The organism is Neorhizobium sp. SHOUNA12A, from assembly GCF_023006505.1.
In the GTDB taxonomy this organism is placed as follows: domain Bacteria; phylum Pseudomonadota; class Alphaproteobacteria; order Rhizobiales; family Rhizobiaceae; genus Neorhizobium.
This window is the reverse complement of record NZ_JALBGV010000018.1, coordinates 63,791-85,975: the sequence shown is the minus strand read 5'-3', so window position 1 is coordinate 85,975 and position 22,185 is coordinate 63,791. Positions and strand designations below refer to the sequence as shown.

Below are 22,185 nucleotides of genomic sequence, written 5' to 3'. Positions count from 1 at the left end.
GAAAAAGCTGATGGTGCTGATTGGGGAGATCAAGGAGTTCGCAGAGGCGCGCAACGGCCGTCAGGTGGTGATCAAACACATGCCGGGCTTCCGGCTCTATCTCGAAGAGCCCGCATGGCGATCCCTGCAACGGCGGTTTGAAACGGAACTGATGCTATGGCAGAGCACCGGGACATCGCATCTGATGGCGATCATGACGATCTGGGGCACGCCGGCCGGTATTACCACCATCAACGAGATTGCCGTGATGGCGGTTACCGAACACTGGCTGCCGATCGAGAGCGCCTATGAACAGCTCCTGGTCGATCGCCTCGGCCGCCTGCACTCCAAGTCGGTAAAGGGGTTGAGGTTCGATCTCCCGCGCATTCACCCGTTAGCAAATGCGATCCTGCCGGAAACAAGGCCCCTGCCCTGCGCGCTCTATATCGTCCCACCGGATGCCGGCGATGACTTCCAGGCAGCCGTGGGCAAGATGATCGACGCGCGGCCGGATCTGGCAGCATGGATCTGGCGGGTCACCGAGGGTGACATGCCGCCGCTGCCGGCCTAGGTCGTCAGCCTATTCGTCCTCGGCACCTTCCAGCAACCCGTCATAAACCTCCAGGAGCGCATTGGTGATTGCCTGCTCGAGGGCGCTTCCCGCTTCGCGAAGTTCTCCCTCGGTGCCGTCCCGCGCGGCTTTCGCCAGCTCGAACCCCTGTTCGCCGACGATCTGCTTTGCGGCCTCGATCGCCCACAGGCCGAAATCTCCGCGGCTGTCGATCGTGAGTGCGTTGTCCATTGCCGTCTACCCGTTGATGGAAAACGACTTCTATCGCGTCTCCTCGATGATCGCCAGCATTCATCAAAGTCGTGAATCGAAGCGCCTCCACCGATTCATAACTGTCGTTGGACGCAAGAGCCCGCTTTCGTCATCTTTTGCCCATGGTGACTTATACCTTTCAGCTTTACTGCCAGCGGATCGACGTAACGAAAAACATGGCGCGCTATTATGCATTGTCGATGCAGCCGACCCTGTTCGGAGAGATGGCCGTGGTACGCCGCTGGGGCCGGATCGGCAAACGCGGCGGCGAGAAGTCTGACGTGTTTGCGACGGATAAGGAAGCCGCCACACGCTTCCTCGAACTGGCACGGCTCAAGCGAGCCAAAGGCTACAGACCAGTGGGAACCTGTGGAAATCCCGGCAACTAGGTCATTTCATCGCGTTGCATGAATGACAGAGCCGAAATCAGCTGTCAGGGATCGTCACGGCCCAAGGCGTCGCAACAGCCTGACCAAGGTTCACTTGATATGTTACGCCGATGACTTCGTCGTCACAGGTGCTTCGAAAGAAGTGCTGGAGGAGGCGAAATCTATGGTCGAGGAATTTCTGTCAGAACGGGGCTTGTCTCTGTCTGAAGAGAAGACTCGCATCGTGCGGGTCGAGGAAGGCTTCGACTTCCTCGGCTGGAACGTGCGCAGATATGATGGGCATACCCACATCAAACCCGCCAAGAAGAACGTGGTGGCATTTATGCGCAAGATTCGGACGATCATCAAGGGTGCCGCCGATGTGAAGCAGGAGTATCTGATAATGCGGCTGAACCCGGTCATACGGGGATGGACCAATTATCATCACAACCAGGTGGCGAAGGAGACCTTTCGCAAGGTCGAGCACCTCATCTGGAAGTGTCTCTGGCAGTGGGCCTGTCGTAGACACCCGGACAAGCCGCTTCGCTGGGTGAAGTATCGTTACTTCGCTCGGGAAGGTACGCGAGACTGGGGATTCCGCGCAGGGATGAAGGATAAGGCAGGAAACTTCAAGTTCATCCGCCTCATCCACGCGTCCGACGTACCGATACGTCGCCACTGCAAAATCCGGGCCGAAGCGAATCCTTTCGATCCCACGTGGGACAGCTACTTCGCCGCAAGGCGCGGTATGCCATCGGAAGTTACGGATCGGCCCAGTGAGTGCACATCCTTTACCGATGCACAGGAACTGGCGGCTCTGGTCAAACAGGGCTTAGCGGAGGCTTGAGCTGTATGCTGGGAAACTCGCATGTACAGTTCTTAGGGAGGAGCGGCCCGGCAACGGGTCGTTCCTACCCGACAGGACGCGCCGGAGCGCGAAGGTCGCAATCCTGCGACGGGCGAAGCGATGAAGATCGCAGCCTCGAAGAAGCTGGCGTTCACGCCAGCCAAGGCGCTCGAGGATGCGCTGAACAAGTGACATGAAAAGAGCCCCGCCTGGTCGGCAGGGCTCTCTTCGCTTTGCTTAGCCGCGGGTGGTGCGCGACCCGACCAGTTGTAACCCTTCCTAGCCCTGCACTTCGGTAAGCGTCGCTAGATCGGAGCCGGAAAGCTCGGGTCGTCGAGCCTCACCGAGATGTAGTCCCGCTCGGTCTCGCGGGCCTGCTTCTGCACCCTGCCCCGAACTCGACGTTTTGCGGCGCACCGCAAAACACGGATTGGACTAACCCGCTCCGCTACGCCGGAGCGGCAAGGAGGTCACGTATTCAGTAGGAGCCCCAACTGCGCGAGGATGGGACGGCTGTTTGCAGCCATTCCATCGGACAGAGGAGCTCGTCATGACCCCACTTCGCCAGCGCATGAGCGAGGACATGCAGGTGCGCAATTTTTCGCTCAATACCCAACTCGCGTATCTCCAACAGGTGTCGCTGTTTGCGCGATACTTCAGCAAGTCGCCGGACTTGCTCGGCCGCGAGGACGTCCGGATCTATCAGGTCTACCTGGTCAACGAGAAGAAGCTGGCGCCGGGCTCGATCCACACCGCCATTTCGGCGCTGCGTTTTCTCTACAAGGTGACGCTCGAAAGAGACTGGGTGCCTGAAGAGGTCCTCCCGCTTCCCAAGAAGCCACAGAAGCTGCCGATCATCCTTAGTCCCGAGGAAGTGCAGCGGTTTCTCGCCTGCGTATTCGACGTCAAACATCACGCCATCCTGACCACGTGCTACGCCGCCGGCCTACGCATTTCGGAAGCAGTGCACCTGAAGACGACTGACATCGACAGCCAGAGAATGGTCGTCCGTGTCGAGCAGGGCAAAGGTCAAAAGGACCGCTATGTGATGCTGTCGCCCAAGCTCCTGGAGATCCTACGCGATTACTGGAGGATGCGGCGGCCAGAGGAATGGCTCTTCCCCGGCGATCGTACCGGCCAACCGATCACCCGGGATGCGGTGGGGCAGGCCTGCGCGAAAGCGCACAACCTCTCGCGCTTGTCCAAACCGGTCACACCTCACAGCCTGAGGCACGCCTTCGCCGTTCATCTCCTGGAGGCAGGCGCCGACGTGCGCACCATTCAGCTGCTGCTCGGTCACCGCAGCCTCGCGACCACCGCCCATTATCTGCGCATCGCCACCAACAAGGTCTGCGCCACGTCGAGCCCCTTCGAGCTCTTGCCACGTCCCGCGCCCTCCCTGCCGCCACCCAAGCCCGAGTACTTCTGAGCTTGCGCCGATGCCCCGTTCGGGGCCGGAAGTGGCGGATATATTCCGTCGCCACGGCGAGGCCTATCGTGCCCAGCACACGTCGCTGTCGACTGCTCAGCGCCGTGTTATGACGGCGATCGAGTTGTGCCGAACCGCCGCGCTCGGGGGGCACGTCGAAGCGTGCGACCAATGCGGACACCGGCGCATCGCCTTCAACAGCTGCCGCGACAGGCATTGTCCCCGCTGCCAATCGCTCGCCCGTGCGCAATGGCTGGAGGATCGTCGCGCCGAGCTGCTCGACACACAGTACTTTCATGTCGTCTTCACACTGCCGGAGGCCATCGCCGCCATCGCCTATCAGAACAAGGCGCTCGTCTACGGCCTGCTATTCCGCGCCACCGCCGAGACGCTGCGCACCATCGCTGCCGACCCCAAGCATCTCGGCGCCGAGATCGGTTTCTTCGCCGTGCTGCACACCTGGGGGCAGAATCTACTGCACCATCCCCACCTGCACCGTGTCGTCCCTGGTGGCGGGTTCTCGCCGGACGGCACGCGATGGATCGCCTGCAAGCCCGGTTTCTTCCTGCCGGTCCGCGTGCTCTCACGCCTGTTTCGACGATTGTTCCTGGAGCACCTGGAGAAAGCCTTCGACGCCGGCAAGCTGCAGTTCTTTTCCGACTTGCAGCGCCTCAACGAACGCAACGCCTTCCGTCGCTATCTGGCGCCGCTTCGAAAAGCCGACTGGGTGGTCTACGCCAAGCCACCCTTCGCCGGGCCCGAACAGGTGCTCGATTACGTCGGCCGTTATACGCACCGCGTCGCCATCTCCAACAATCGACTCGTCGATATCGAGGATGGCGCGGTGCGTTTCCGCTGGAAGGATTATCGGCACGGCGATCGGCAAAAGGTCATGACCGTGTCGGCCGATGAGTTCATCCGCCGCTTTCTGTTGCACGTCCTACCCGAGGGCTTCCATCGCATCCGCTACTACGGTTTCCTCGGCAATCGCTACCGCGAACAAAAGCTTGCCCATTGCCGCGATCTGCTCGGCATGCCGGTTCCCGAGCCATCGGCGAGCCAGGCTCCGAAGGAGTACCGCGATCGTTACGAGGAACTCACCGGGCGTTCCCTCAGGCAATGCCCGGCCTGTCGTCAAGGGCAGATGATCACTATCGAAACCTTCGACGGCGTTACCGGACCCTCGCCATACTGGGATACGTCATGAAAGAAGCGCGCCGCTTTCATCGTCGCCGTATCGCTCCGTTCGGCCGGCAAACCGCGCCGGTTCCGCCAAGGTGTGTGCCGACCTGCCCTCCAGTCCCTCCCGGCAGGACACAGCGTCAACCGTCACGTTTATCGAGACCGGAATCCGCGCTGATTTCGTCACCCACGCTCCCGCCACCCCTGCCTCCACGCCACTGTGCGATGCCCTTTCCTTGGACGGGCACCATTCAATACCCATAGAACCCCACGCGCGCCCGCGGCTTAGCCCAACACGTTTTTAACTTACCGTCGCTGTCAGACTCGGCGCGTTCCGCAATGTCGATTACCGCGACGCCAAGCTAAAAACGCTCTGCATTATGCTGATAACGTGATTATGCAGGAGTGTGGGTCGCTGAAGGTCGGACTTGCCGGTGATTTCTGCGGATTCTGCTCCGCATAATCCCGGAGGCTGAGATGGATAGTGCGTCTTAAAATACGGACGCCTTTGGCCTATGCTGATCCCCACGATCATTTGGCGAAAGCTGCAAAGTTGGCGGAAAAGAATGATGCATGGGAAAACATTGCTCGCATTCGACAGCGGCTGGCTGATCTGAATGAAGAGCGGACGGCGCTTGAGCGTGAACTGGATGCGTTTGAGCAACAGCTGATTTCCGATAGCCAGGCCGACGCAGCGAAGCCAGCCTTCGCCGACGCCCCTGTTACCAACAGCTCACCGTCGATGGAGAAGGTGGAGTTATTCCGGCAGCTGTTTGCCGGGCGCCCCGACGTCTTCCCGGTTCGCTGGAACAACAAGAAGGACGGACGCTTCGGCTATTCACCGGCCTGTTCCAATGAATGGGCGAAAGGAATCTGCGGCAAGCCGAAGGTGAAATGCGGGGACTGCCTGCATCAGGCTTTCATCCCATATTCCGGAGATATCATCGAAAAGCACCTCCGTGGCGGCGATGCTCGCTCAAGCGACTTTGTTGCCGGCGTATATCCATTGCTGCAAGACGAAACATGCTGGTTCCTTGCTGCTGACTTCGACAAGGAAAGCTGGGCGGATGATACCAGAGCTTTGCTGGCAACATGTCGTGCAAAAGGTATTGCCGCAGCCCTCGAACGCTCGAGGTCGGGAAACGGAGGCCATGTCTGGATATTCTTCGCCGAGCCCATTCCGGCCAGGATCGCCCGTCAACTGGGTGCCGCGCTGATAACAGAGACGATGGAGGACCGCCCTGAGATCGGCTTCACGTCTTATGACCGTTTCTTTCCCAATCAGGACACGATGCCACTTGGCGGCTTTGGCAATTTGATCGCGCTTCCCCTGCAAAGGAAGGCCCGCGAAAATGGCAACAGCGTTTTTGTAGATGGCGACTTGCGACCTTACGATGACCAGTGGGCGTACCTGTCGTCTTTATCCAGGTTAACGGCAGACGAAGTCTTCAGGATCGCCGACGAAGCCGAAATGTCGGGGCGGGTCTTGGGCGTCCGGATGCCGGTCGATGACGAACATGCCGACGAGCCTTGGAAGATGTTACCGTCGCGTCGTAGCGAGCCGCGGCGAATAGAGGCTGCGATCCCGCAACGCATCAAGGTCGTGGTCGCCGATCAGGTCTACATCGATAGGACTGAGCTTCCGTCCGTACTGATTGCGCAGTTCGTGCGCCTGGCAGCATTCCAAAACCCGGAATTCTATCGCGCACAAGCAATGCGACTGCCGACATTCGGCAGGCCGCGGATCATCTCATGCGCCGAACTTCATCCACGCCATGTCGCTCTACCGCGAGGCTGTTTCGACGAAGCAATCGAACTCATCGAGAGGCACGGTTCGACCGCCGCTTTAGACGATCATCGCGAAGATGGGGCTGCGCTACTTGCCGGCATTGCGTTCCAGGGCGAACTGCGGCGGCCCCAGTCGAGGGCCTTTGATGCTCTTGTCGCCCATGACACCGGTGTGCTTGCCGCGACGACGGCCTTTGGCAAGACGGTTGTCGCAGCCGCGCTTATTGCACATCGGGCGCGCAACGCGTTAGTTCTTGTCCATCGCAGGGAGCTTCTCACCCAGTGGGTGGAGCGCCTGAGCTCCTTTCTGTCCATTGATCCAAAGCAGATCGGCGTCATCGGGGGCGGAAAAAGAAAGCCAACTGGGATCATCGATGTGGCGCTGATCCAAAGCCTGGTACGGAATGGCGAGGTCGATGACATTGTCGGCAATTACGGTCATCTGATCGTCGATGAATGCCACCATCTGTCCGCTGCAAGTTTTGAACTTGTCGCTCGCAGATCCAAGGCGCGATACGTCGTTGGCCTTTCAGCGACGGTCGCCCGAAAAGACGGACATCATCCAATCATCTTCATGCAATGCGGCCTCGTTCGCCATCGGGTCGATGCAAGAGTACAAGCTGCCGAGCGTGGTATTCGCCACCGTGCCCGTGACCGTTCGACAAAGTTTGAGTTGCCGGCGCCTCTGATCTTGGCCGAGCGCCCGTCAATACCCGCGATCTATGCCGCCCTTGCGCAGGACCACGGGCGAAATGAACTTATCTTCGATGATGTGTTGAAATCGCTTGAAGCCAAGCGCTCACCGATCGTTCTGACCGAGCGGAGGGACCACCTCGATTATCTCCAGCAGAAGTTCTCACCGTTTGTAAAAAATCTGGTGGTGCTGCGCGGTGGTATGTCGGCGAAGGATCGCAAGCAAGCCACCACGGCGTTGAATGTCGCAGACGATGATGAGCGCCTGATACTTGCGATAGGGCGCTATATCGGGGAAGGCTTCGATGACGCCCGGCTCGACACGTTGTTCCTGACCATGCCTATCGCCTGGAAGGGAACTCTGGCGCAGTATGTCGGCCGTCTCCATCGCCAGCATGATGGAAAGAGAGACGTCTTGGTCGTCGATTATGTCGATAGCACCGTTCCCGTTCTGGCCCGGATGGCCGCAAAGCGACGCGTGGGTTATCGCGCGCTGGGCTATGTGATCGAATGAGGGCGCCCCGCTTTGAGCGGAGCGCCGTGGTGCTGGTCAGCGTGACCATGAGCTTGTGCTCGCCCTTGTCGCCCTGAACGAGGGAGGCGTAGACCGGCGCCGTGAAGGATGGATCGTCGAGCTTGAGCGAGAGGTATTCTGCGCCCGTTCCGCGGGCGGTCCGGCTCCAGCCTGCTCCGAACTCGACACCGGTTGCTGTGACCCGGAAGTCGGGTGCGCGGTCGTTGTCGCAGGACTTGATGGATGCCTTGACGTTGAGGGTGAGCGTCTTGATGGTGCCATTGTAGGCGCCGGTTTCGTCGCGGGTAAAGGTGCCGATCTGAGCCATTGTCGTGATCCTTTTCAGTTGGTCGGGCCGCGCCCATCGCGGTCTCACATGAGATTCACCCGTCCAGCTTCAGGTTGCTGAGTAGGCCATTCGGGGAATGACGCCCCGCGGCATTGCGGGGCGTCACCTTGAGAGTTTCAGTCACCGTTGCGGCGGTTCGGCCGCGACCAGATGAGGCTGTAGTTCTGGCCGTCCTCGTCTTCGACAAGATTGGCGTAGATCGGAGCGCTGAAGCTCGGATCATCAAGCTTGAGACCAAGGTAATTCCGGCCCTCGCTAGACTGCTTGGACCAGGCGGCGCCCATTTCGATGCGGCCGACGAAGACCCGGTGGCTGGGGGTGTTTTCGCCGCTGGCGCGCGTATCGGGAATGATACGAACCTTCTTGGCCTGGAGGGAGAGAGTGACGATCTCGCCGCTGAACTCATTGTTGGTGGACTGCTGGAATGTACCGATGGTAGCCATTTTCGTCTCCTGACTGGTTGTCGAAGCCGCCCTGTGCGGCCTCGTGGCGGTCAAGAAGCAACGGGCCAAGGCCGACTGCATCCTGGGACCGGAGCGTCAGCGGAGGACGGCGTCAGACGAGCTTGTTGCTTCGCGAGGAATGCGGCATAGCCGCAGGGGAAGAAGGTCGACTAAGCCGTTGCAGGTCAAAGGCCTGACCGGGGCCAGACCAGCCAGCAAAGAGGCAGCACGGGACGGCCTTCAGCATCATGCTGGTGAACGATGCTGGCCATTGGTCATTCAGCCGCACGGCCGGCAGAAGTGGTTAGATCGGCCCCCGCATGATGAACCTAAGGTCTGAGCCCATTCCTGATCCGCGCAGATGCACATATCAACACATCCGGTCGCCGCACAGGCGGCTGCACCATAATCCCGCTTCGACGGCAAGGCTCAGGAGGACGATACCATTCTCGATGACGGCGTTGGCCAAACCGCGATCCGGTTGTCCGCCTGGTTCCGGCGGGGCTGATCAGGCCTCTACCGAACTGATAAGTTGACCTCGTCATGCGCGCAATATGACTCCTTCGATGACGACCCCCGGCGGTGACATATTTCCACAATGCCGCGACAAGCTTTCTGGCTATTCTGCGCTCCGTCGATGAACTCGCATCGGTGCAGTTGGCGCACAGTTGCTTCGTTGATTTCGCTGGCGGCGAAGGCGTATCCGGAGATGTCTTTGTAGGTCGGGAAACGGGCGGCCTTCATGTGATAGGCAATCGAGCGGACCTCACGCTCGGCCATTTCGGCTTTCAGCAATTGGGACAGGATCGGCACGGCCGCGTCAAAGGCGGGAGCCCTTCGCCCGATCAGGTCTGTGACGGCCTGGGCCATGCCATACATCTTCAGACTACGCACAATAATAACGACGGCGCGCTCGCAGGATTATGACGCATGGCGACCTCCCACGATCTGGACACGCAAACCATCGTAGCGTTCTACATTGACTTTGGGTTCGCGCAGCAAGGTCAGCGCTTGTGGCCTATCGATGTCGGGACCGTCGGCCGTTTTGCCGTCGATCAGTCGGTGCAGCAGGTTTAGGACATGCGTTTTCGTTGCCACGCCCGCATCCAGAGCAAGTTCCACAGCCCGGGTGACAACCTGTTCGTCGTGATGAAGCACGAGGTCCAGGATAACACCTAGTGATGAGAAAGGCCCCCAGGGACTCTCCCCAGGTCTGTACGCACTTCGTTTTCGAAGTCGTCCAGCTTCATCAAGAGAGCATCCACCAACGAGATTTCCTTCTCTGTTTGCGAGGTTCCAGCGCTATGAGCGTTCATCAGTTCCATCTCTACTGAGGAAAAAAATTCGTTAATTTGAGCTTCGCTTGCGCCTTTATTGGTCCATAGGACGAAGAGGCGGCGTGCAAGAGTGTGGTAGACGACATTGTTGCAATTGCAACTAGGAGTAATTCACATAGTCCTACCACATAGCCTGTCAGTTGGCTGCGTGGCACGAAAGGTAGATTGGCCGCGCACTTTTCGTGGACAAGCTGATGGATTATATCAGCGGTGAGCTCGCCAATATTAAGCAGAACGGCATCGGCATAAAGATCGACACACATCCATGCACGGCCTGCGGTCAAGTCCTTATGCGACATATGGGCAAGAGGGCGGCGGCTTTTGGTGGGATGCGGCAATTTCCAGTTCGAAGCGGAAAATCAGATACCCGCGTGTCGGCCGTGTAATATGCGGCGGAGTAATCGTTCTATCCCGCAATATCTGGTCTATCGCGGCCGCCCCCTGATCTCAATCGCGGCCATCACCGCGATCTCTTGGCCGGTCCGGACGGCTGTAATTGATGAGCGGCTTTCCGTCGATAAGCCGCTCGAAGTTCGTCAGAACTCTATCTTCGAACGTTTTGGTGTCTATCTGAAGCTTCGGTTTGGCCGTTGATGCAATGTCGAGACGCTTCGCGTCGACCGGCAACTCATGCTCCAGTTTTCGTTTCCTGACGTTTCCGGAGTTTGACAACTCGCCGCCGCTATCCGCACGTGCCACGGCCTTTGGCTTCGCCATTTCCGCCGCTGCCTTGGAAACGCCCGTTGGCGGGTTAATGAGACGCAGAGGCTTTGTACTGAACCAACCCATCCGGGGCATTTTTGACGCATCCGATTCTTCTAGACCGCCTGCTTCCGGCTGCCACTCCGGTGATGCGGCGGAAGGAGCCATGATTTCGGGTGCGGCGGCTCCCAGTCTTCTAATTGGATTTGATGGTAACCCGACTGGTGCCTCTGGTGTCGTCGTACGCACAGCGTTCTTTATGTCATGAATACGCTCGAAGTAGTCTATGAAAGATAAATCATCGGGAGACCAGTCATGCGGATCGGGTTTAACTGGTTCGCTGTCGATCGACGTTGCGGGACTGACAGATCGCGCGTCCTGCGGGGATGTGGAGGAAGAGCCTGCAGACCATGGGGTGGCAGAGCCGGGGATGGCATCGTGTCTATCATCATCTGAGCCCGGCATCCTGCTCCTACCTCTTCGATGTACTCCCGCTCGCTGGAAAAAGACTACCTAATCCAGAACGCAAAGCAAACATTTAAGCGCTTCAACCGTAATAGCTCCGCAGAACGTTGAAGGCGCTTCATCTGCGAGTGAGTAGGCCAGGCCCCCTTACGTCGCTATGGCGACCGGGATCATCATTATGAGGTCTGCATGCAGGCGGCGGGAAGCCCAATAATTGGCTTCCCAAATCGGTCCAACGATGATTCAGTCCCTCTATTTTGGAGGCAACGATATGACGGATTTCTTTTGGTTTTCGGATGCGCAATGGGATCGGATCGCGCCGCTTCTACCCACGGACGTGCGGGGAATGAAGCGCGTTGATGACCGTCGTGTGCTGAGCGGGATCGTTCATGCCCTGCGATCCGGTGGCCGTTGGGCCGACTGCGCCGATGTCTACGGTCCGAAGAAGACGCTCTACAATCGGTTCGTCCGCTGGTCAGAGCGCGGCATATGGGAAGGCATTTTCAGCGCACTTGCCGGGTCCGAAGACGTACCCGATCAACTGTTCATCGACAGTTCCTGCATCAAGGTGCATCGCTGTGCGGGCGGTGGAAAAGGGGGCCTTGGCCCATGGTATCGGCCGCACGAAAGGTGGACGCAACACCAAGCTCCAAGCTGTCTGCGACGACAAAGGCCGCCCGTGCGTCCTGCTCCTGACGCCCGGAAACGTCAACGATTGCAAGGTCGCCGAACTGTGTATCGCGGCCATACCGCCCTCTGCAGAACTCGTCGCCGACAAGGGGTACGACAGTCAGGCTCTGCGTGAATGGCTGGAAGCGCGTGGCACCCAACCCGTGATCCGGTCGTCCGCCTGGTTCCGCCGGGACTGATCAGGCCTCTACCGAACTGGCTATGTTGATCTTGTCGTGCGCGCAGTATGCCCCCCTAGATGACGACCCCGGCGGTGACGTATTTCCACAATGCCACCACAAGCTTTCTGGCTAGCGCCGTACACACTCTCGATCGAACCATTCTCGTGTGCGATGCCTTTGTTATTGCGCGTCGGCTTCATATGGTAGTGAGCGCAAAGCTCCTCATAGCGATGGGTCAGGTCTTCCCGATCATCGGCAGCAGTCAGGTTGCGGAATGCGGCCAACAGGCTGTCGCTGCGATGGTCGTGTGGCGCGCCGCCAGGGGACCACAGCGCGCTCTGCAACCCTTCTGCAAGGGCGACGAAGCTTTCGCCGCCGAGGATGACATGGGCATGTTCGAAGCCGGAATAGGCAAGGCGGAAGTGATACAGCAGACAGTCGAGCAATTACCCAGCGACCGTGACTTTCAGACTGCCCATGTCGGTAAAATCCGACAGGCCCAACCGTCCGGGCTCCTGGACCTGACTGAAGATGACTTCCTGCTCTGCGCCATGTTCGGCGCGCCAGAACCGAATGCGCCGTTTCATCGTGAGCCGGATGCTGCCCCCAAGCTCCGGTTGACGGCGTGGTATCTCCTCATAAATTGTGACAGCACGAATGCCTGGTGCAGCCTGAAACAGGGTGACAATCTCCGCGTCGAAGATATCGGCCGGTGGATTTGGTCGCCGGCGTCCTCGCGGTTTTGCCTTCTGCGAGGGAAGGCGGACATCCTTCCCTATGCGAAAAGCGGTGGTTCGCCCGATCGAAGCCTTGGTGGCAGCAACCGTGACGGAATAATTTTAACATGAAAAGCCTCATCTGATGATCGGTTGCATGGCGACCTGGCACAAAGTGATTCTTCGGTTTTGGAAAACCGCCAGATTGACCGCGATCACAGGCGCAAGGCATGCCTGAAATTTGCGTCCCCTCTTGATTGATGCTGAATTCCAGGTTGATCGCCGCGCGGCATCGAGCCGAACGACGTGAGGCGGTCTTCGGTCAGACATGCCTCATCGAGACCGCGGCGGGTGTGTCATTCGGCCGTAGGAAGGAAAGGCAACGGCTGCCTAAAGGATGCTCCATGTGTGACGGCTTGTCTCAACCATCTCTCATTATCACCGAGAGCAAGGCCTGTGGCTCAGGAGCGTGAAATCGCTGTCCTTTTCCGGCTCGCGGAAGCCTGCTTGACGGTGAGGGCAATGGTCTTGAGAAACGCCGCGCTGAAACTACCAAGCGGCTTTGTGGACTCGAAATCAAATGCCTCGTCGAGCTCCACCGATTATACTCGTCGACAATGACGCACCGGCCGCAACCCGTTTCAAGCGCGAAATCGGTCAAATGCAGTTAGATATTTGATTGGCGGATCAGCTTCCGGATAACCGTAGATATCTGTTCGCAAATATTGCAATTCACTTTCCAGCAGCGGCTCGTCGACTTCGATCCACCACGACTTTGGCCGCCCGTCGCTGCCATCCGACCAACGATAACCACGTGCCTTTAAATGATCCTTCATATCGAACGGGCTGTTTTCGGCAAAGATGCGCACACGCGAGCGCTGGCTGGCTCGATAAAGTTCGGCGAATGGGGTCAACGCATGTGCGTGGACCTCCTGGGCTAAGACTTCGAGCAGAGCGAAACAGTCATCGATGGCCCGGTGGCCATCATGAAAATAGCCGGCTTGGCCGAGTAGATAGCTGAGCTTGGTGCCTTCGAAGCCGCGGTTCGACCAGTCAACCTCGGAATGCGAACAAGCCCAAGCTTTGCCCGATAGGATCGGCGAAAAAGCTTCGCAGAATGGCCGATCGAAAGCTGCATTGTGGGCAACAACAATGTCGGCCGGCTCGATCAACCGGCGCAACGTTGCCATGTCGATCACCTGTCCCGCGACGAGCTCGTCGGTTATGCCTGTGAGCCTGTTGATCTCAGACGGGATTGGATTGCTTGGCTGCTGCAATCCACCGTAAACTCCGACCACGTCACCGATCGTACCCGATGAATCGAACGTGAAGGCGATCGCCCCGATCTCGATGATCTCGTGCCGACGATAGTCAAGACCGGTGGTCTCTGTATCGAGGATGACGCCGTGAAGCGGGAATTCCGGACGCGTCGTAGCGGCTATGTTTCGCGGCTGTAACTTTCGCAGGATGCGGTAACGACCGGTCGAAGCCAGGTGGGCGACCATGTCCGCCTCGTCCATTTCGATAGATCTCGAGCGTTTCGAGGTCGAGTCGGGGCTCGGATGGGTGGCCCTTTCGCCCTCACTCTCGGCAAACATGTCGAACTGCAAATTCATGGCCCATACTCGAAATCGTCATCCTCCAGCAGTAGCATTGCGAGCGGGTTAAGTCACCGCTGTTACCAACCTCATTAGGCAGCAATATCGTAGACTGCGGCGTTGGTCTTCCTCACTCCTGCGGCAGGAGGCAGATAGCCCTGTCACCGTCCATTTCCGCGCGACGTTCACCGGCCTGACCGGCCGGGTGCTTCGTTCATGGCGAATCCCTTGAGCGGTATGCTCATCGAAGGTCATGCAGCTCGCTCCGACGAGGCAGTATTGGAGACTTCCGTATCCGCCGGCGATGTCGAAGGCAGGTTGTCCGAATTGCTTCTACCCCTGCTTTCCTCCCTCTTCGATCGTTTTGGGATAGCCGGTCCGTCGTAGAATCGCGTTGATGTGGAGGTGCAATATGCTGCTCGCCACATCACCCGAAGTGGGGTCACCAAAGAGGGGATCGATATCGAGCCAATCGTCAGTATGTCATCGCGGCGGTTATCACTGCGGAGGCCATCCAATAGATTACTTTTCGCAAGTCTCCGTCGAATGCGTAAAGCGCTGCCGTTCCGAGGTTCAAGGCGATCATAATTGTAGGTAGAATAGAGACAATTGACATGGAGCCCAACGACGAGTGAATCTTCTTGCATCAATGGCGGCACTCTATTCCACAGCCGGAACTGGGACATCCGTAACTCAGCTACGATTGTAGTAGCCTTAAGGTGGCCTGGAGGATGGTTATTCATTTGGCCAAAGAGAGTTCAGGAAACCCGACTTCGCGAAAAACCTCGACGCGATGCTGGAACTCCTTTGGCTCAAATGCATAACCTTTTGGGAAAACCGGGGCACCGACGCGTCTTGCGGCTGTCACCGACGTTCCAAATTGGGCGGTGCACTGAAGCAGGCCCAGAATTTAACCAGTGGACGATAAGCCGAATGCCAATTCTGGCAGCTGGATTGACCTAGCGGACCCGAAGCCGGATCCCGGCCAACTTAAGGAACAGACGGGGAACTGCTGGATCGCTCGCGATCTTGGCATCAGCGAGAACACCGTCGCCGACATTGTTCAGCGCCAACTCAAGGAGTTTATTGCAAAAGTCGCAGACCCGAAGTTAACGTAATAAGGCCATTCGTGCCAACCGAGCATCCCTTCATTAAAAAATGACGTTACATCTGCAACTCAATTTCTCTCCCGATACCACGCTCGGCCATTGGAGCGGTGCCGACCTGATGTGGTTGACGGCCTCAGCTCCCGCACCGGCATTGACACCTATCAGCTTAATCTCTTCCCCTAGCTGCGCATTTCGCTTCGTTGGGACAGTCATTTCAGCAAGTCGCGGACAAGCGTTCGCTAAATCGAGGACGGCGGGTCCGATCGAATTCCGCTCGTCTGGTTGCTGCTCAAGCCGGGGAAGCAAGCCTCTCGCGACATATCTGATCCACAAGTGCCTGCAAAGCCTTTATCCGCTCGACAACCCAACTGAGCTCTTCCGCCGTGATCGTGTAGTGCGGCGAGTAGCGTGCGTCCACATAGGCGCGATCGAGCCGCTCAAAGCTGCGCCGCGCGAACTTCGTGTCGCGGGGCCAGGCTGGGATGAGGCGGGGATCGACGCCCTCTGCGGCTGACCGGAGCATTTTCAGGCGGTGGGATTTTGGGCTATAGAGCGTCAAGACTTGCAGAACACAATGATAGGCCTCCTCCGTAGCCTGATGCAGCATAAAAGCGCCATGGCGCCAGATTCCATTGGCCAAGCTGAATTCCGCGACCTTCAGCGCGTCCAGCGAAAGCTGATACCACTGGTCGTAATATCCCTGCGCCTCCGCCCTCGCCTCCTCGGCGCTCAGAGCCTTTGGCCTTGCCAGCGGATGGCCGGTTTCCTCATAAAGCACAATTCCATCGCGGGCGATATCCACGAAAAAAGGCTTACCGCGCGCAAGCTTGTCATTGACGTCCTGGAGGCTGTGGACAATGAAATTGACGGGGGTCTTGATCCGATTGGTGATGGTGGTCTCGCGTAGGAGATGTTCGGAAACGTGATGCCAGACCTCGTGTTCTTCGCTCCAGGTCTCGATATTGACCACAATCAGCAGATCGTAGTCCGACCGATAACCGCTGCTCCGATCCTCGACCCAGTCTCCCCTCGCGTAGGAGCCGAAGAGAATAACCTTGAGTATGCGTCCTGGCTTTTGCTTGCCGGCCTGAGCCTGCTCAAACTCGTCAAAGACAATTTTGACGGCGCGTGAAAGCTCGGCTCTTTTCCGCTCCGGTAGATGTTCGAGATGATCTAAAAGTGACAAACCTCAACCCCGACTTTCATAGCAGCCTTATGGCAGCACTGCCTACCAGATCCACCCGAATTGTGCATCCCGCAACTCGACGATAGGCGTTGTCCGCCATGTTTGACAATGGCCTCGGACCATAACCGTCCGGCCTGTGCCTTGCTCACCACAAATGCCGCAGCTCATCTATCGCGTGTGTAACGATCGCGGCGGCGGCGGGCGATCATAATTCATCAAAATGCTCGCTCAGATAGAATTGTTATTTGACAGATTTATGACAATCTGTCATCACATAGAAACTCACATACAACCGAAGCGAAAGCTGTTGCGATGACCTCGCGGCAGCGATGCATTCCCATTGACCATTGAAATGGAGGCATGCGGTGCGAAATATTCCAGACGCGGCAAGGATTTCACGACCTATTCCGCATTTTCTCGCAAGGCAATCCGAGCTTGCCGTCAAGGGCGGCCCGTCGGTGATCAAGGACGGCGCGGTGACGACATGGCCCGCAGCAAATCCTAGGCATGTCGCACCCTTAAGGGTTGTCGTTGAGAGCGGTCGCTATCATCGGGTCAATCATCCCATTGTGACGGCGCTTGAGCAAAGTGTTTCTACCTTTGCTTGCGGCCGTCAGGCTCGTGCCGTGGGCAGTGGCACGGCCGCGATCCACATCGCGCTGGACTACTTCAAGTCGCGAGGCAACCATGTCGTCACCGCGGCGCTTAACTGGCCAGGCGCCGTGGGTCCCATTGCGATCGCTGGACTCGAGCCTATCTTTGTGGACGTGGAGCTTGGCAATGCAGCGCTTGACCAAGATCTAGCCGTTCAAGCTCTCGATGCGGCAACTGGTGCAGTGTTGATCACCCACCTGTTCGGCGGCAATATCCGGTGCCCTCGGCTGCGGCAAAATGGCCGAGCGTTCGGCGCTGCGCTAGTCGATGATGTCTGCCAGTCAATCGGCGCTCTGCAGCGAACCGACGATGGCCGGCTTCTCGACAGCGACGCGTTGACGCTTTCCGGCAATGGCGCCAAGCACCTTGGCGCAGGGGAACTCGGATTTCTCGTCACCGACCATAGTGGTCTGATCGATCATGTCGACAGGGTGTCGCTGACGAGCTCGTCGCGCAACGGTGAGCGCGTGTTCTCGCCGGACACGCTGGGCTTCAATTACCGACCGAACGTTTTTTCAGCGTCACTTGCCCACTCCCGCCTGGCAAGCATGGACGAACAATTGTCGGCGCGGCGCAGGAACGCCGCCTTCCTTTGGACGGAGCTGCGCGAATGTGAAGGCCTTGTCCCTCTTTTCGATTTATCTGATTCCTTGCACTCTTTCCTGAACTTTCCCCTTCGGTTCGACCTTGAGGTATTGGGCATGCCAGAGGGGCCGGCTGCTCGTGACATCATCATCGAGGCCCTTCGCGCCGAAGGTGTGCCGGTCTGGGTCTGGTTAACGAAGCCGGTGTTTGACTATCTGCCGGCATTCAGGGGCAAATGGTCGGCCGCCGCGTTTCCGAATACGGCAACGCTGTTGGACACGATGTTCTACATTTCCGAGATCGCGCCGCCCAACGGCCTCGACCTCATGCACGCCTATGCAGACGCCTTCAGAAAGGTGTGGGCTGCAATGCCTGAGCTCCGCGCCGATACTTGGCGAAAAGTCGTCGAGTGACGGGAGAAGGCCATGCGTTCTCAAATCGAGGGGTTCACAGTCTATGGCATCGATGCGGTGATCAAATTTGGCGGCAGCCTGACGCGAGACCTCGTCGCGACGAAGCTGCTGATCGAAGGCATCGCCGCTTGCGCCCAACTGGGTCACCGCCTGATCGTGATTCCGGGCGGAGGCCGTCCTGATAAAGCGATCGAGGAGATTGACCGTGAACAGCCGCTTGCGCCCGAAACCGCTCACCGCGCGACCGCGATGGCGCAGGACCAGACGGGGTTGATCCTCTGTGACCGCGGCTTCTCTGGAAAACTTCAGCCCTGCGAGACGCTACGGGAGTGCAGAATCGCGCTCGACGCCGGCCGGGTTCCAGTTCTCCTGCCGGCCAGGCTGCTAATGGATCTCGATCCGGTCGCCATGACATGGGACGTCACCTCGGACGCCGTTGCCGCGTGGTTTGCCTGGCTCGTCGATGCGACACGGATCGCCATCCTCACAGATGTCGATGGTGTGTACAGAGCCGGCTGCATCGGCGTTGAAAGCGACTTGATTCGAAATATCGCGCCGACGGACCTTCTTGAGATGGGCCATACGTCGGTCGATCGATGTGCGGCCGCCTGGATCAGCGACAAGGATCTGGAGGCCGCCGTCATCAACGGGCGCCACCCCGAAAGGCTCCGGCACTGGCTAGGGGGAGAGACTTTCGTCGGTACCCATATATCAAACCGCGTGCCCCCAGGAGAGATTGAACTATGTTCAGTGGTTCCTTAGATGCGGCCACCGTTTACGGCCCCGAGGTCATCGTTTCCGGATTGATGCCGTCTCTCGACGCCTTCATCGTTGCGTCAACTGGGCTTGAGGTGACGAGACGTTTTCTCGCGGTGCATGATGCGGCTTCCATAACGGATTTCTACAGTCTGACCGGATCAACGTCTGGCCAACACTTTCCTCTCGTCGTCGATCTATTCGAAGCGCGGTCATGCTGCGTCTCGATCTGGAGAGGCCTTGAAGCCCTACCGCGGCTGCAGAAAGTTAAGGGTGCAACACAACCATGTCGCGCCGAACCTGGCACCGTCCGAGCCGGCTTCTGGTGCGATAATCCCGTTGCCAATCTGCTGCATGTCAGCGATAGCGATAATATCGCACGCGAAGAGTTTCGAATCCTCGAAGCTCGATCGGTTACCGGCGATATCGTCGCCGGACCCCATAAGCTGGTACGCATCGCCGAGCGACCGCTGAATTCAGGTCTCTACCAGTTTGCGAGCGCGATCAGCAATCACGCGCAAGGCGGATTACCACTGGCGCAGATGGAGCGTGATCGGGATGCAGCGAGAACCGCTGCCATCTTGATAAATTACCTTCTCGATTTGTCGGAGTCCGTATCGGGATCGCTTGAGCGCCTGATCTACGCGTTTTTGGCAGGCGACAGCGAGTTCGTGAGAAGCAATCTTTCTCACCTCGGCCCAATCTCGGCTTGGCAAAGACTGATGATAGACAGCGCGATCCATTCCAACCCGCTTTGGATGGAGAAGATCAGCACCTCGCCTGCGTTCCTTTCGCAGCGAGGATCTCGAAATTGGAGCGCGGGATGACACTTTCGCAGTTTCAGTCCGACGTGGTGTCCACCCTCGCCGCCAACCGAACCCCGCGAAGTTTCTTCAGTGGCTCCGCAATCTTGGGCGGGTATCTTAGACGGCGCGTTGGCGACATCGATATTCATTGCGTTTCCGAGCCCGACTACGTCTCCTCCATGGACACCGATCTCGCCACATTGGAAAAGCATGCTATCGCAGCCAAGCCGCTATTACGGCGGGAGGCCGAAACCGAGATGATGATTTGCCGGGATGACGAGGTCACGGCCATCAACTGGGTCGTCAGCGGAGAGCCGCGCATTTGCCCACCGATTGCCGATAGGGAGTTCGGCTGGCGCGTGTCGCTTGCGGATGCGGTGCTTGAAAAGCTTTTGATGGCCGAAGGGAGCGACCCGATCAAGCATTATGACGATCTGGGGGAGTGTGCCAATGCCGGGCTTTTTTCCTTTGATCTTGTGCTTATCGCCGCGGCCTCCAACCACTCACTCCGCCTCGTCGATGCCGCCGACGCGATTGTGGCGGCGCTCATTCGCTCGACGAACCTGAACGCCGCGGCGGCATCGAAGATCATCGCCGCAAGGGCGCGTTTCATGCGGGTAAGTAATGTCTAACAGTCTGCGCCAGGGCACCAGCTTGGGCTGGTTGGGGGCGGGCTTGGGGTCCCTGTCGGCCATTCTCAGCGGCATAACGGTGCTTGCCGCCAAACATGCGTCCCAGGACATCGATGGCCTGTTGCTGACAGGGTGGCGCATTGGCATCGGGCTTGCTTGCCTTGGACCTATCGCCATTTGGCCTTGTCGGGGAGTGACCCTGCGCCTGTGCGCCCTGATCGTCACAGTCGGTGCCATTGTCTGCGGCCTGACGCCCTGGCTGATCATGGAGGGTCTCATCCGAACAGATGCTTCGACGGCGGTCATTGTGCTTTGCTTCACACCGGTGCTCACGCTCATCATCGCCAGGCTGCTCGGTCGAGAACGTGGCTCCTTCTCACGCTCGTTCGGTGCCGCGACAGCGTTTGTCGGCCTTTGCCTGTGTGTATCCTCAACGGGTCCCCTGCAAGAGCACAGCAACGCAGACCGTATGATGGGCATTGGATTGCTCACGGTCGCTGCGTTCTCCAGCGCAATCTATAACGTCCTGGCCCGGCCGTTGGTCAGTGGGGCGGGTGCGTTGGCGACGACCTTCCTGACGATGCTGGGCGGCGCCATCGCGCTCTCGATCATGATACTCATCCGCGACCACCATGTTTGGTCAAAGGAGCCATCTATGGAGACCTGGATCCTCATATTCTTCGTCGGTGCTGGTGGCGCGGTGCAATCGCTCCTGTGGCTTGCGGCGATGCGTTGCGCCGAGGCAGGCAAAATCGCGGTGCTTGTGACGTTAAGCCCTCTGTCCACTCAGATTCTCGAAGTTTGGCTTTTTGGTCGCGCCACCCCCGCCGCGATGCTGGCGGGCATCGCGGCGATCATCATAGGGTCTTGCCTGGCTTTGAGATCGACCAGTTCACCAAGTGGTCCGCAAAGCCTCCATCCCGATGGCAAGGGTGTGCGAGTAACCAGCTGCGCAAATCACGGTCAGCCCATCTCTCCGGCGACGGCTTATTCACGAGCCGTCCTATCGACGCTATACCATCGTTCGATCGAGTCGCGGTGCAGGCAAGGAACTCGACTCACATTAGGTATGCGTGGTCATAGATGAACTCACAGCGTAGCGTTTTGCCAATGATCAGGGCCCATATGCCCCAATTGCCGATGGCACTCCGACGTATCGGCAAATATATCGTCGAGAATCCTGACTTGATCGTCAAACAAACAGCTGACCAGGTCGCGACGCTATCGGGAAGCGGCAAGGCGAGCGTGGTGCGCTTTTGCCGCTTGATCGGCTTTGAGGGCTTTCAGGATTTCAAATTTGCGCTCGCGGGAGAGCTGGCGGCACGGCCGGTGCGGGCACCAGACGCCTCTGCTCTGGCCAGCCGTCAGATTTCCGAGACGTTGAGGGGGACGCTCTCGGCGGCGCTCCAGGACAACGTATCCCTGCTCGACTACAACAACGTCGAAACACTCGCTGTTCGTCTTGTCGACGCGCGGCGGGTCGATATTTATGGCGCGGGTGTCTCGGGCATCTTGGCGACACTGCTGGCAACTCGGCTTTTGAGGCTTGGCATCATGGCGTTCGCGTTTAGCGACCCGAAGATCGGCGCCGAACTCGCCCACGGGCTTGATGCAACATCCGTCGCCATCGGTCTGTCCGAGACCGGAATCACGTCCGAGACGGTCCAGGCTTTGAAACGGGCTCGCAGCGCTGGCGTGTTCACAGCGGCGATCACGGCGAGGCCAGATAGCCCGATCGTCGCGTCGGCTGAAACGGTTCTTCTGGCCGCCGCCGCGGAATCTCCGTTGACGGGCGGTGCGCTGACCGTGGCGTTCACCCAGCTCTTTGTGATCGAGGTCTTGGTATCCGCCGTAGCTATTGAGATCGGTCGCAGGGAGGCGAGGCGCCCGCGGGGCAAGCGATGACCTAACCAACCGGATCGCGCGTTTGGCGTGCGACGCTCCATCCGACGGCGCATGT

20 protein-coding genes and 7 pseudogenes are annotated in these 22,185 nt (G+C 58.5%); 17 read left to right on the top strand and 10 right to left on the bottom strand.

Annotation, left to right across the window (positions count from 1 at the left end; all coding sequences use genetic code 11):
* Positions 1-550 (top strand): DUF1173 family protein (locus tag MOV63_RS11240; protein WP_247033813.1); only part of this gene is annotated, 550 nt, incomplete at its 5' end.
* Between the two features lie 9 nt (positions 551-559).
* Here MOV63_RS11240 and MOV63_RS11235 read toward each other — a convergent pair.
* A complete protein-coding gene (locus tag MOV63_RS11235) occupies positions 560-781 on the bottom strand; it encodes a hypothetical protein (RefSeq protein WP_247033811.1) in 222 nt (73 codons plus the stop codon).
* Between the two features lie 143 nt (positions 782-924).
* On the opposite strand from MOV63_RS11235, the gene MOV63_RS11230 reads away from it, so the two are divergent.
* From MOV63_RS11230 to MOV63_RS11220, 3 genes and pseudogenes are all read left to right on the top strand, one after another.
* The gene (locus MOV63_RS11230) at positions 925-1,191 is read left to right on the top strand and encodes a WGR domain-containing protein (RefSeq protein ID WP_247033809.1); all 267 of its coding nucleotides are present in this window, start codon (positions 925-927) and stop codon (positions 1,189-1,191) included.
* 22 nt (positions 1,192-1,213) lie between these two features.
* Positions 1,214-2,017, top strand: a complete 804-nt coding sequence (locus MOV63_RS11225) for a group II intron maturase-specific domain-containing protein (protein ID WP_247033807.1) — start codon at positions 1,214-1,216, stop codon at positions 2,015-2,017.
* A 72-nt stretch (positions 2,018-2,089) separates the two neighbouring features.
* A pseudogene (locus tag MOV63_RS11220) lies at positions 2,090-2,209 on the top strand (HU family DNA-binding protein); the annotation flags it as partial.
* Between the two features lie 87 nt (positions 2,210-2,296).
* Here MOV63_RS11220 and MOV63_RS11215 read toward each other — a convergent pair.
* Positions 2,297-2,423, bottom strand: a pseudogene (locus tag MOV63_RS11215) (DUF736 family protein); the annotation flags it as partial.
* A gap of 144 nt (positions 2,424-2,567) precedes the next feature.
* Between MOV63_RS11215 and MOV63_RS11210 the strand changes: the two are divergent.
* From MOV63_RS11210 to MOV63_RS11200, 3 genes are all read left to right on the top strand, one after another.
* Entirely contained in the window at positions 2,568-3,446 is an 879-nt protein-coding gene (locus tag MOV63_RS11210; protein ID WP_247033806.1) for a tyrosine-type recombinase/integrase, read from the top strand.
* Positions 3,447-3,456: 10 nt separating this feature from the next.
* Positions 3,457-4,653, top strand: a complete 1,197-nt coding sequence (locus tag MOV63_RS11205) for an IS91 family transposase (RefSeq protein WP_247033804.1) — start codon at positions 3,457-3,459, stop codon at positions 4,651-4,653.
* A gap of 483 nt (positions 4,654-5,136) precedes the next feature.
* Complete coding sequence (locus MOV63_RS11200) at positions 5,137-7,623, top strand: TOTE conflict system archaeo-eukaryotic primase domain-containing protein (RefSeq protein ID WP_247033803.1); 2,487 nt, start codon at positions 5,137-5,139, stop codon at positions 7,621-7,623.
* Positions 7,624-7,659: 36 nt separating this feature from the next.
* On the opposite strand, the pseudogene MOV63_RS11195 reads toward MOV63_RS11200, so the two are convergent.
* The 4 genes and pseudogenes from MOV63_RS11195 to MOV63_RS11180 form a co-directional block, all read right to left on the bottom strand.
* A pseudogene (locus MOV63_RS11195) lies at positions 7,660-7,951 on the bottom strand (DUF736 domain-containing protein).
* A gap of 137 nt (positions 7,952-8,088) precedes the next feature.
* The gene (locus MOV63_RS11190; RefSeq protein ID WP_247033802.1) at positions 8,089-8,415 is read right to left on the bottom strand and encodes a DUF736 domain-containing protein; all 327 of its coding nucleotides are present in this window, start codon (positions 8,413-8,415) and stop codon (positions 8,089-8,091) included.
* Between the two features lie 621 nt (positions 8,416-9,036).
* Positions 9,037-9,347, bottom strand: a pseudogene (locus MOV63_RS11185) (ATP-binding protein); the annotation flags it as partial.
* A pseudogene (locus tag MOV63_RS11180) lies at positions 9,337-9,585 on the bottom strand (IS21 family transposase); the annotation flags it as partial. The pseudogenes MOV63_RS11180 and MOV63_RS11185, both read right to left, overlap by 11 nt.
* A 361-nt stretch (positions 9,586-9,946) precedes the next feature.
* Between MOV63_RS11180 and MOV63_RS11175 the strand changes: the two are divergent.
* Entirely contained in the window at positions 9,947-10,138 is a 192-nt protein-coding gene (locus MOV63_RS11175; protein ID WP_247033801.1) for a hypothetical protein, read from the top strand.
* Between the two features lie 61 nt (positions 10,139-10,199).
* Here MOV63_RS11175 and MOV63_RS11170 read toward each other — a convergent pair whose 3' ends face one another.
* Entirely contained in the window at positions 10,200-10,919 is a 720-nt protein-coding gene (locus MOV63_RS11170; RefSeq protein ID WP_247033800.1) for a hypothetical protein, read from the bottom strand.
* 238 nt (positions 10,920-11,157) lie between these two features.
* On the opposite strand from MOV63_RS11170, the pseudogene MOV63_RS32945 reads away from it, so the two are divergent.
* Positions 11,158-11,412, top strand: a pseudogene (locus MOV63_RS32945) (transposase); the annotation flags it as partial.
* A 109-nt stretch (positions 11,413-11,521) separates the two neighbouring features.
* Entirely contained in the window at positions 11,522-11,788 is a 267-nt protein-coding gene (locus MOV63_RS11165) for a transposase (protein WP_247033799.1), read from the top strand.
* Positions 11,789-11,904: 116 nt separating this feature from the next.
* On the opposite strand, the pseudogene MOV63_RS11160 reads toward MOV63_RS11165, so the two are convergent.
* Positions 11,905-12,628 (bottom strand): annotated as a pseudogene (locus MOV63_RS11160) (IS21 family transposase); the annotation flags it as partial.
* Between the two features lie 499 nt (positions 12,629-13,127).
* Complete coding sequence (locus MOV63_RS11155; protein WP_405029320.1) at positions 13,128-14,102, bottom strand: 3'-5' exonuclease; 975 nt, start codon at positions 14,100-14,102, stop codon at positions 13,128-13,130.
* 899 nt (positions 14,103-15,001) lie between these two features.
* Between MOV63_RS11155 and MOV63_RS11150 the strand changes: the two genes are divergently transcribed.
* Positions 15,002-15,202, top strand: coding sequence for a hypothetical protein (locus MOV63_RS11150; RefSeq protein WP_247033798.1), 201 nt, complete (start codon positions 15,002-15,004; stop codon positions 15,200-15,202).
* A gap of 280 nt (positions 15,203-15,482) precedes the next feature.
* Here the strand turns inward: MOV63_RS11150 and MOV63_RS11145 are convergent, their stop codons facing one another.
* Positions 15,483-16,379 (bottom strand): HEPN domain-containing protein, encoded by an 897-nt coding sequence (locus tag MOV63_RS11145; RefSeq protein ID WP_247033796.1) that lies wholly within the window; start codon positions 16,377-16,379, stop codon positions 15,483-15,485.
* 365 nt (positions 16,380-16,744) lie between these two features.
* On the opposite strand from MOV63_RS11145, the gene MOV63_RS11140 reads away from it, so the two are divergent.
* From MOV63_RS11140 to MOV63_RS11115, 6 genes are read left to right on the top strand one after another with little or no spacing between them, the layout of a single operon-like run.
* Complete coding sequence (locus MOV63_RS11140) at positions 16,745-18,031, top strand: DegT/DnrJ/EryC1/StrS family aminotransferase (protein WP_247033794.1); 1,287 nt, start codon at positions 16,745-16,747, stop codon at positions 18,029-18,031.
* A 12-nt stretch (positions 18,032-18,043) separates the two neighbouring features.
* A complete protein-coding gene (locus tag MOV63_RS11135) occupies positions 18,044-18,793 on the top strand; it encodes an aspartate kinase (RefSeq protein WP_247033792.1) in 750 nt (249 codons plus the stop codon).
* Positions 18,775-19,614 carry a nucleoside-diphosphate kinase gene (locus MOV63_RS11130; RefSeq protein ID WP_247033790.1) on the top strand — a complete coding sequence of 280 codons (840 nt, stop codon included), beginning with the start codon at positions 18,775-18,777 and terminating at the stop codon, positions 19,612-19,614. The genes MOV63_RS11135 and MOV63_RS11130 overlap by 19 nt, the downstream gene beginning before the upstream one ends.
* Complete coding sequence (locus MOV63_RS11125; RefSeq protein ID WP_247033788.1) at positions 19,611-20,225, top strand: hypothetical protein; 615 nt, start codon at positions 19,611-19,613, stop codon at positions 20,223-20,225. Before MOV63_RS11130 ends, MOV63_RS11125 begins: the two co-directional genes overlap by 4 nt.
* Positions 20,218-21,312 (top strand): DMT family transporter, encoded by a 1,095-nt coding sequence (locus MOV63_RS11120; RefSeq protein WP_247033786.1) that lies wholly within the window; start codon positions 20,218-20,220, stop codon positions 21,310-21,312. The genes MOV63_RS11125 and MOV63_RS11120 overlap by 8 nt, the downstream gene beginning before the upstream one ends.
* A complete protein-coding gene (locus MOV63_RS11115; RefSeq protein WP_247033785.1) occupies positions 21,309-22,130 on the top strand; it encodes a MurR/RpiR family transcriptional regulator in 822 nt (273 codons plus the stop codon). The genes MOV63_RS11120 and MOV63_RS11115 overlap by 4 nt, the downstream gene beginning before the upstream one ends.
* Positions 22,131-22,185: the final 55 nt, after the last annotated feature.

Coding starts and splice junctions, on each gene's coding strand:
- MOV63_RS11235 (WP_247033811.1), bottom strand. CDS start 781: ATGGACAACGCACTCACGATCGACAGCCGCGGAGATTTCGGCCTGTGG.
- MOV63_RS11230 (WP_247033809.1), top strand. CDS start 925: ATGGTGACTTATACCTTTCAGCTTTACTGCCAGCGGATCGACGTAACG.
- MOV63_RS11225 (WP_247033807.1), top strand. CDS start 1,214: ATGACAGAGCCGAAATCAGCTGTCAGGGATCGTCACGGCCCAAGGCGT.
- MOV63_RS11210 (WP_247033806.1), top strand. CDS start 2,568: ATGACCCCACTTCGCCAGCGCATGAGCGAGGACATGCAGGTGCGCAAT.
- MOV63_RS11205 (WP_247033804.1), top strand. CDS start 3,457: ATGCCCCGTTCGGGGCCGGAAGTGGCGGATATATTCCGTCGCCACGGC.
- MOV63_RS11190 (WP_247033802.1), bottom strand. CDS start 8,415: ATGGCTACCATCGGTACATTCCAGCAGTCCACCAACAATGAGTTCAGC.
- MOV63_RS11175 (WP_247033801.1), top strand. CDS start 9,947: ATGGATTATATCAGCGGTGAGCTCGCCAATATTAAGCAGAACGGCATC.
- MOV63_RS11170 (WP_247033800.1), bottom strand. CDS start 10,919: ATGCCGGGCTCAGATGATGATAGACACGATGCCATCCCCGGCTCTGCC.
- MOV63_RS11155 (WP_405029320.1), bottom strand. CDS start 14,102: ATGAATTTGCAGTTCGACATGTTTGCCGAGAGTGAGGGCGAAAGGGCC.
- MOV63_RS11135 (WP_247033792.1), top strand. CDS start 18,044: ATGCGTTCTCAAATCGAGGGGTTCACAGTCTATGGCATCGATGCGGTG.
- MOV63_RS11130 (WP_247033790.1), top strand. CDS start 18,775: ATGTTCAGTGGTTCCTTAGATGCGGCCACCGTTTACGGCCCCGAGGTC.
- MOV63_RS11125 (WP_247033788.1), top strand. CDS start 19,611: ATGACACTTTCGCAGTTTCAGTCCGACGTGGTGTCCACCCTCGCCGCC.
- MOV63_RS11120 (WP_247033786.1), top strand. CDS start 20,218: ATGTCTAACAGTCTGCGCCAGGGCACCAGCTTGGGCTGGTTGGGGGCG.
- MOV63_RS11115 (WP_247033785.1), top strand. CDS start 21,309: ATGAACTCACAGCGTAGCGTTTTGCCAATGATCAGGGCCCATATGCCC.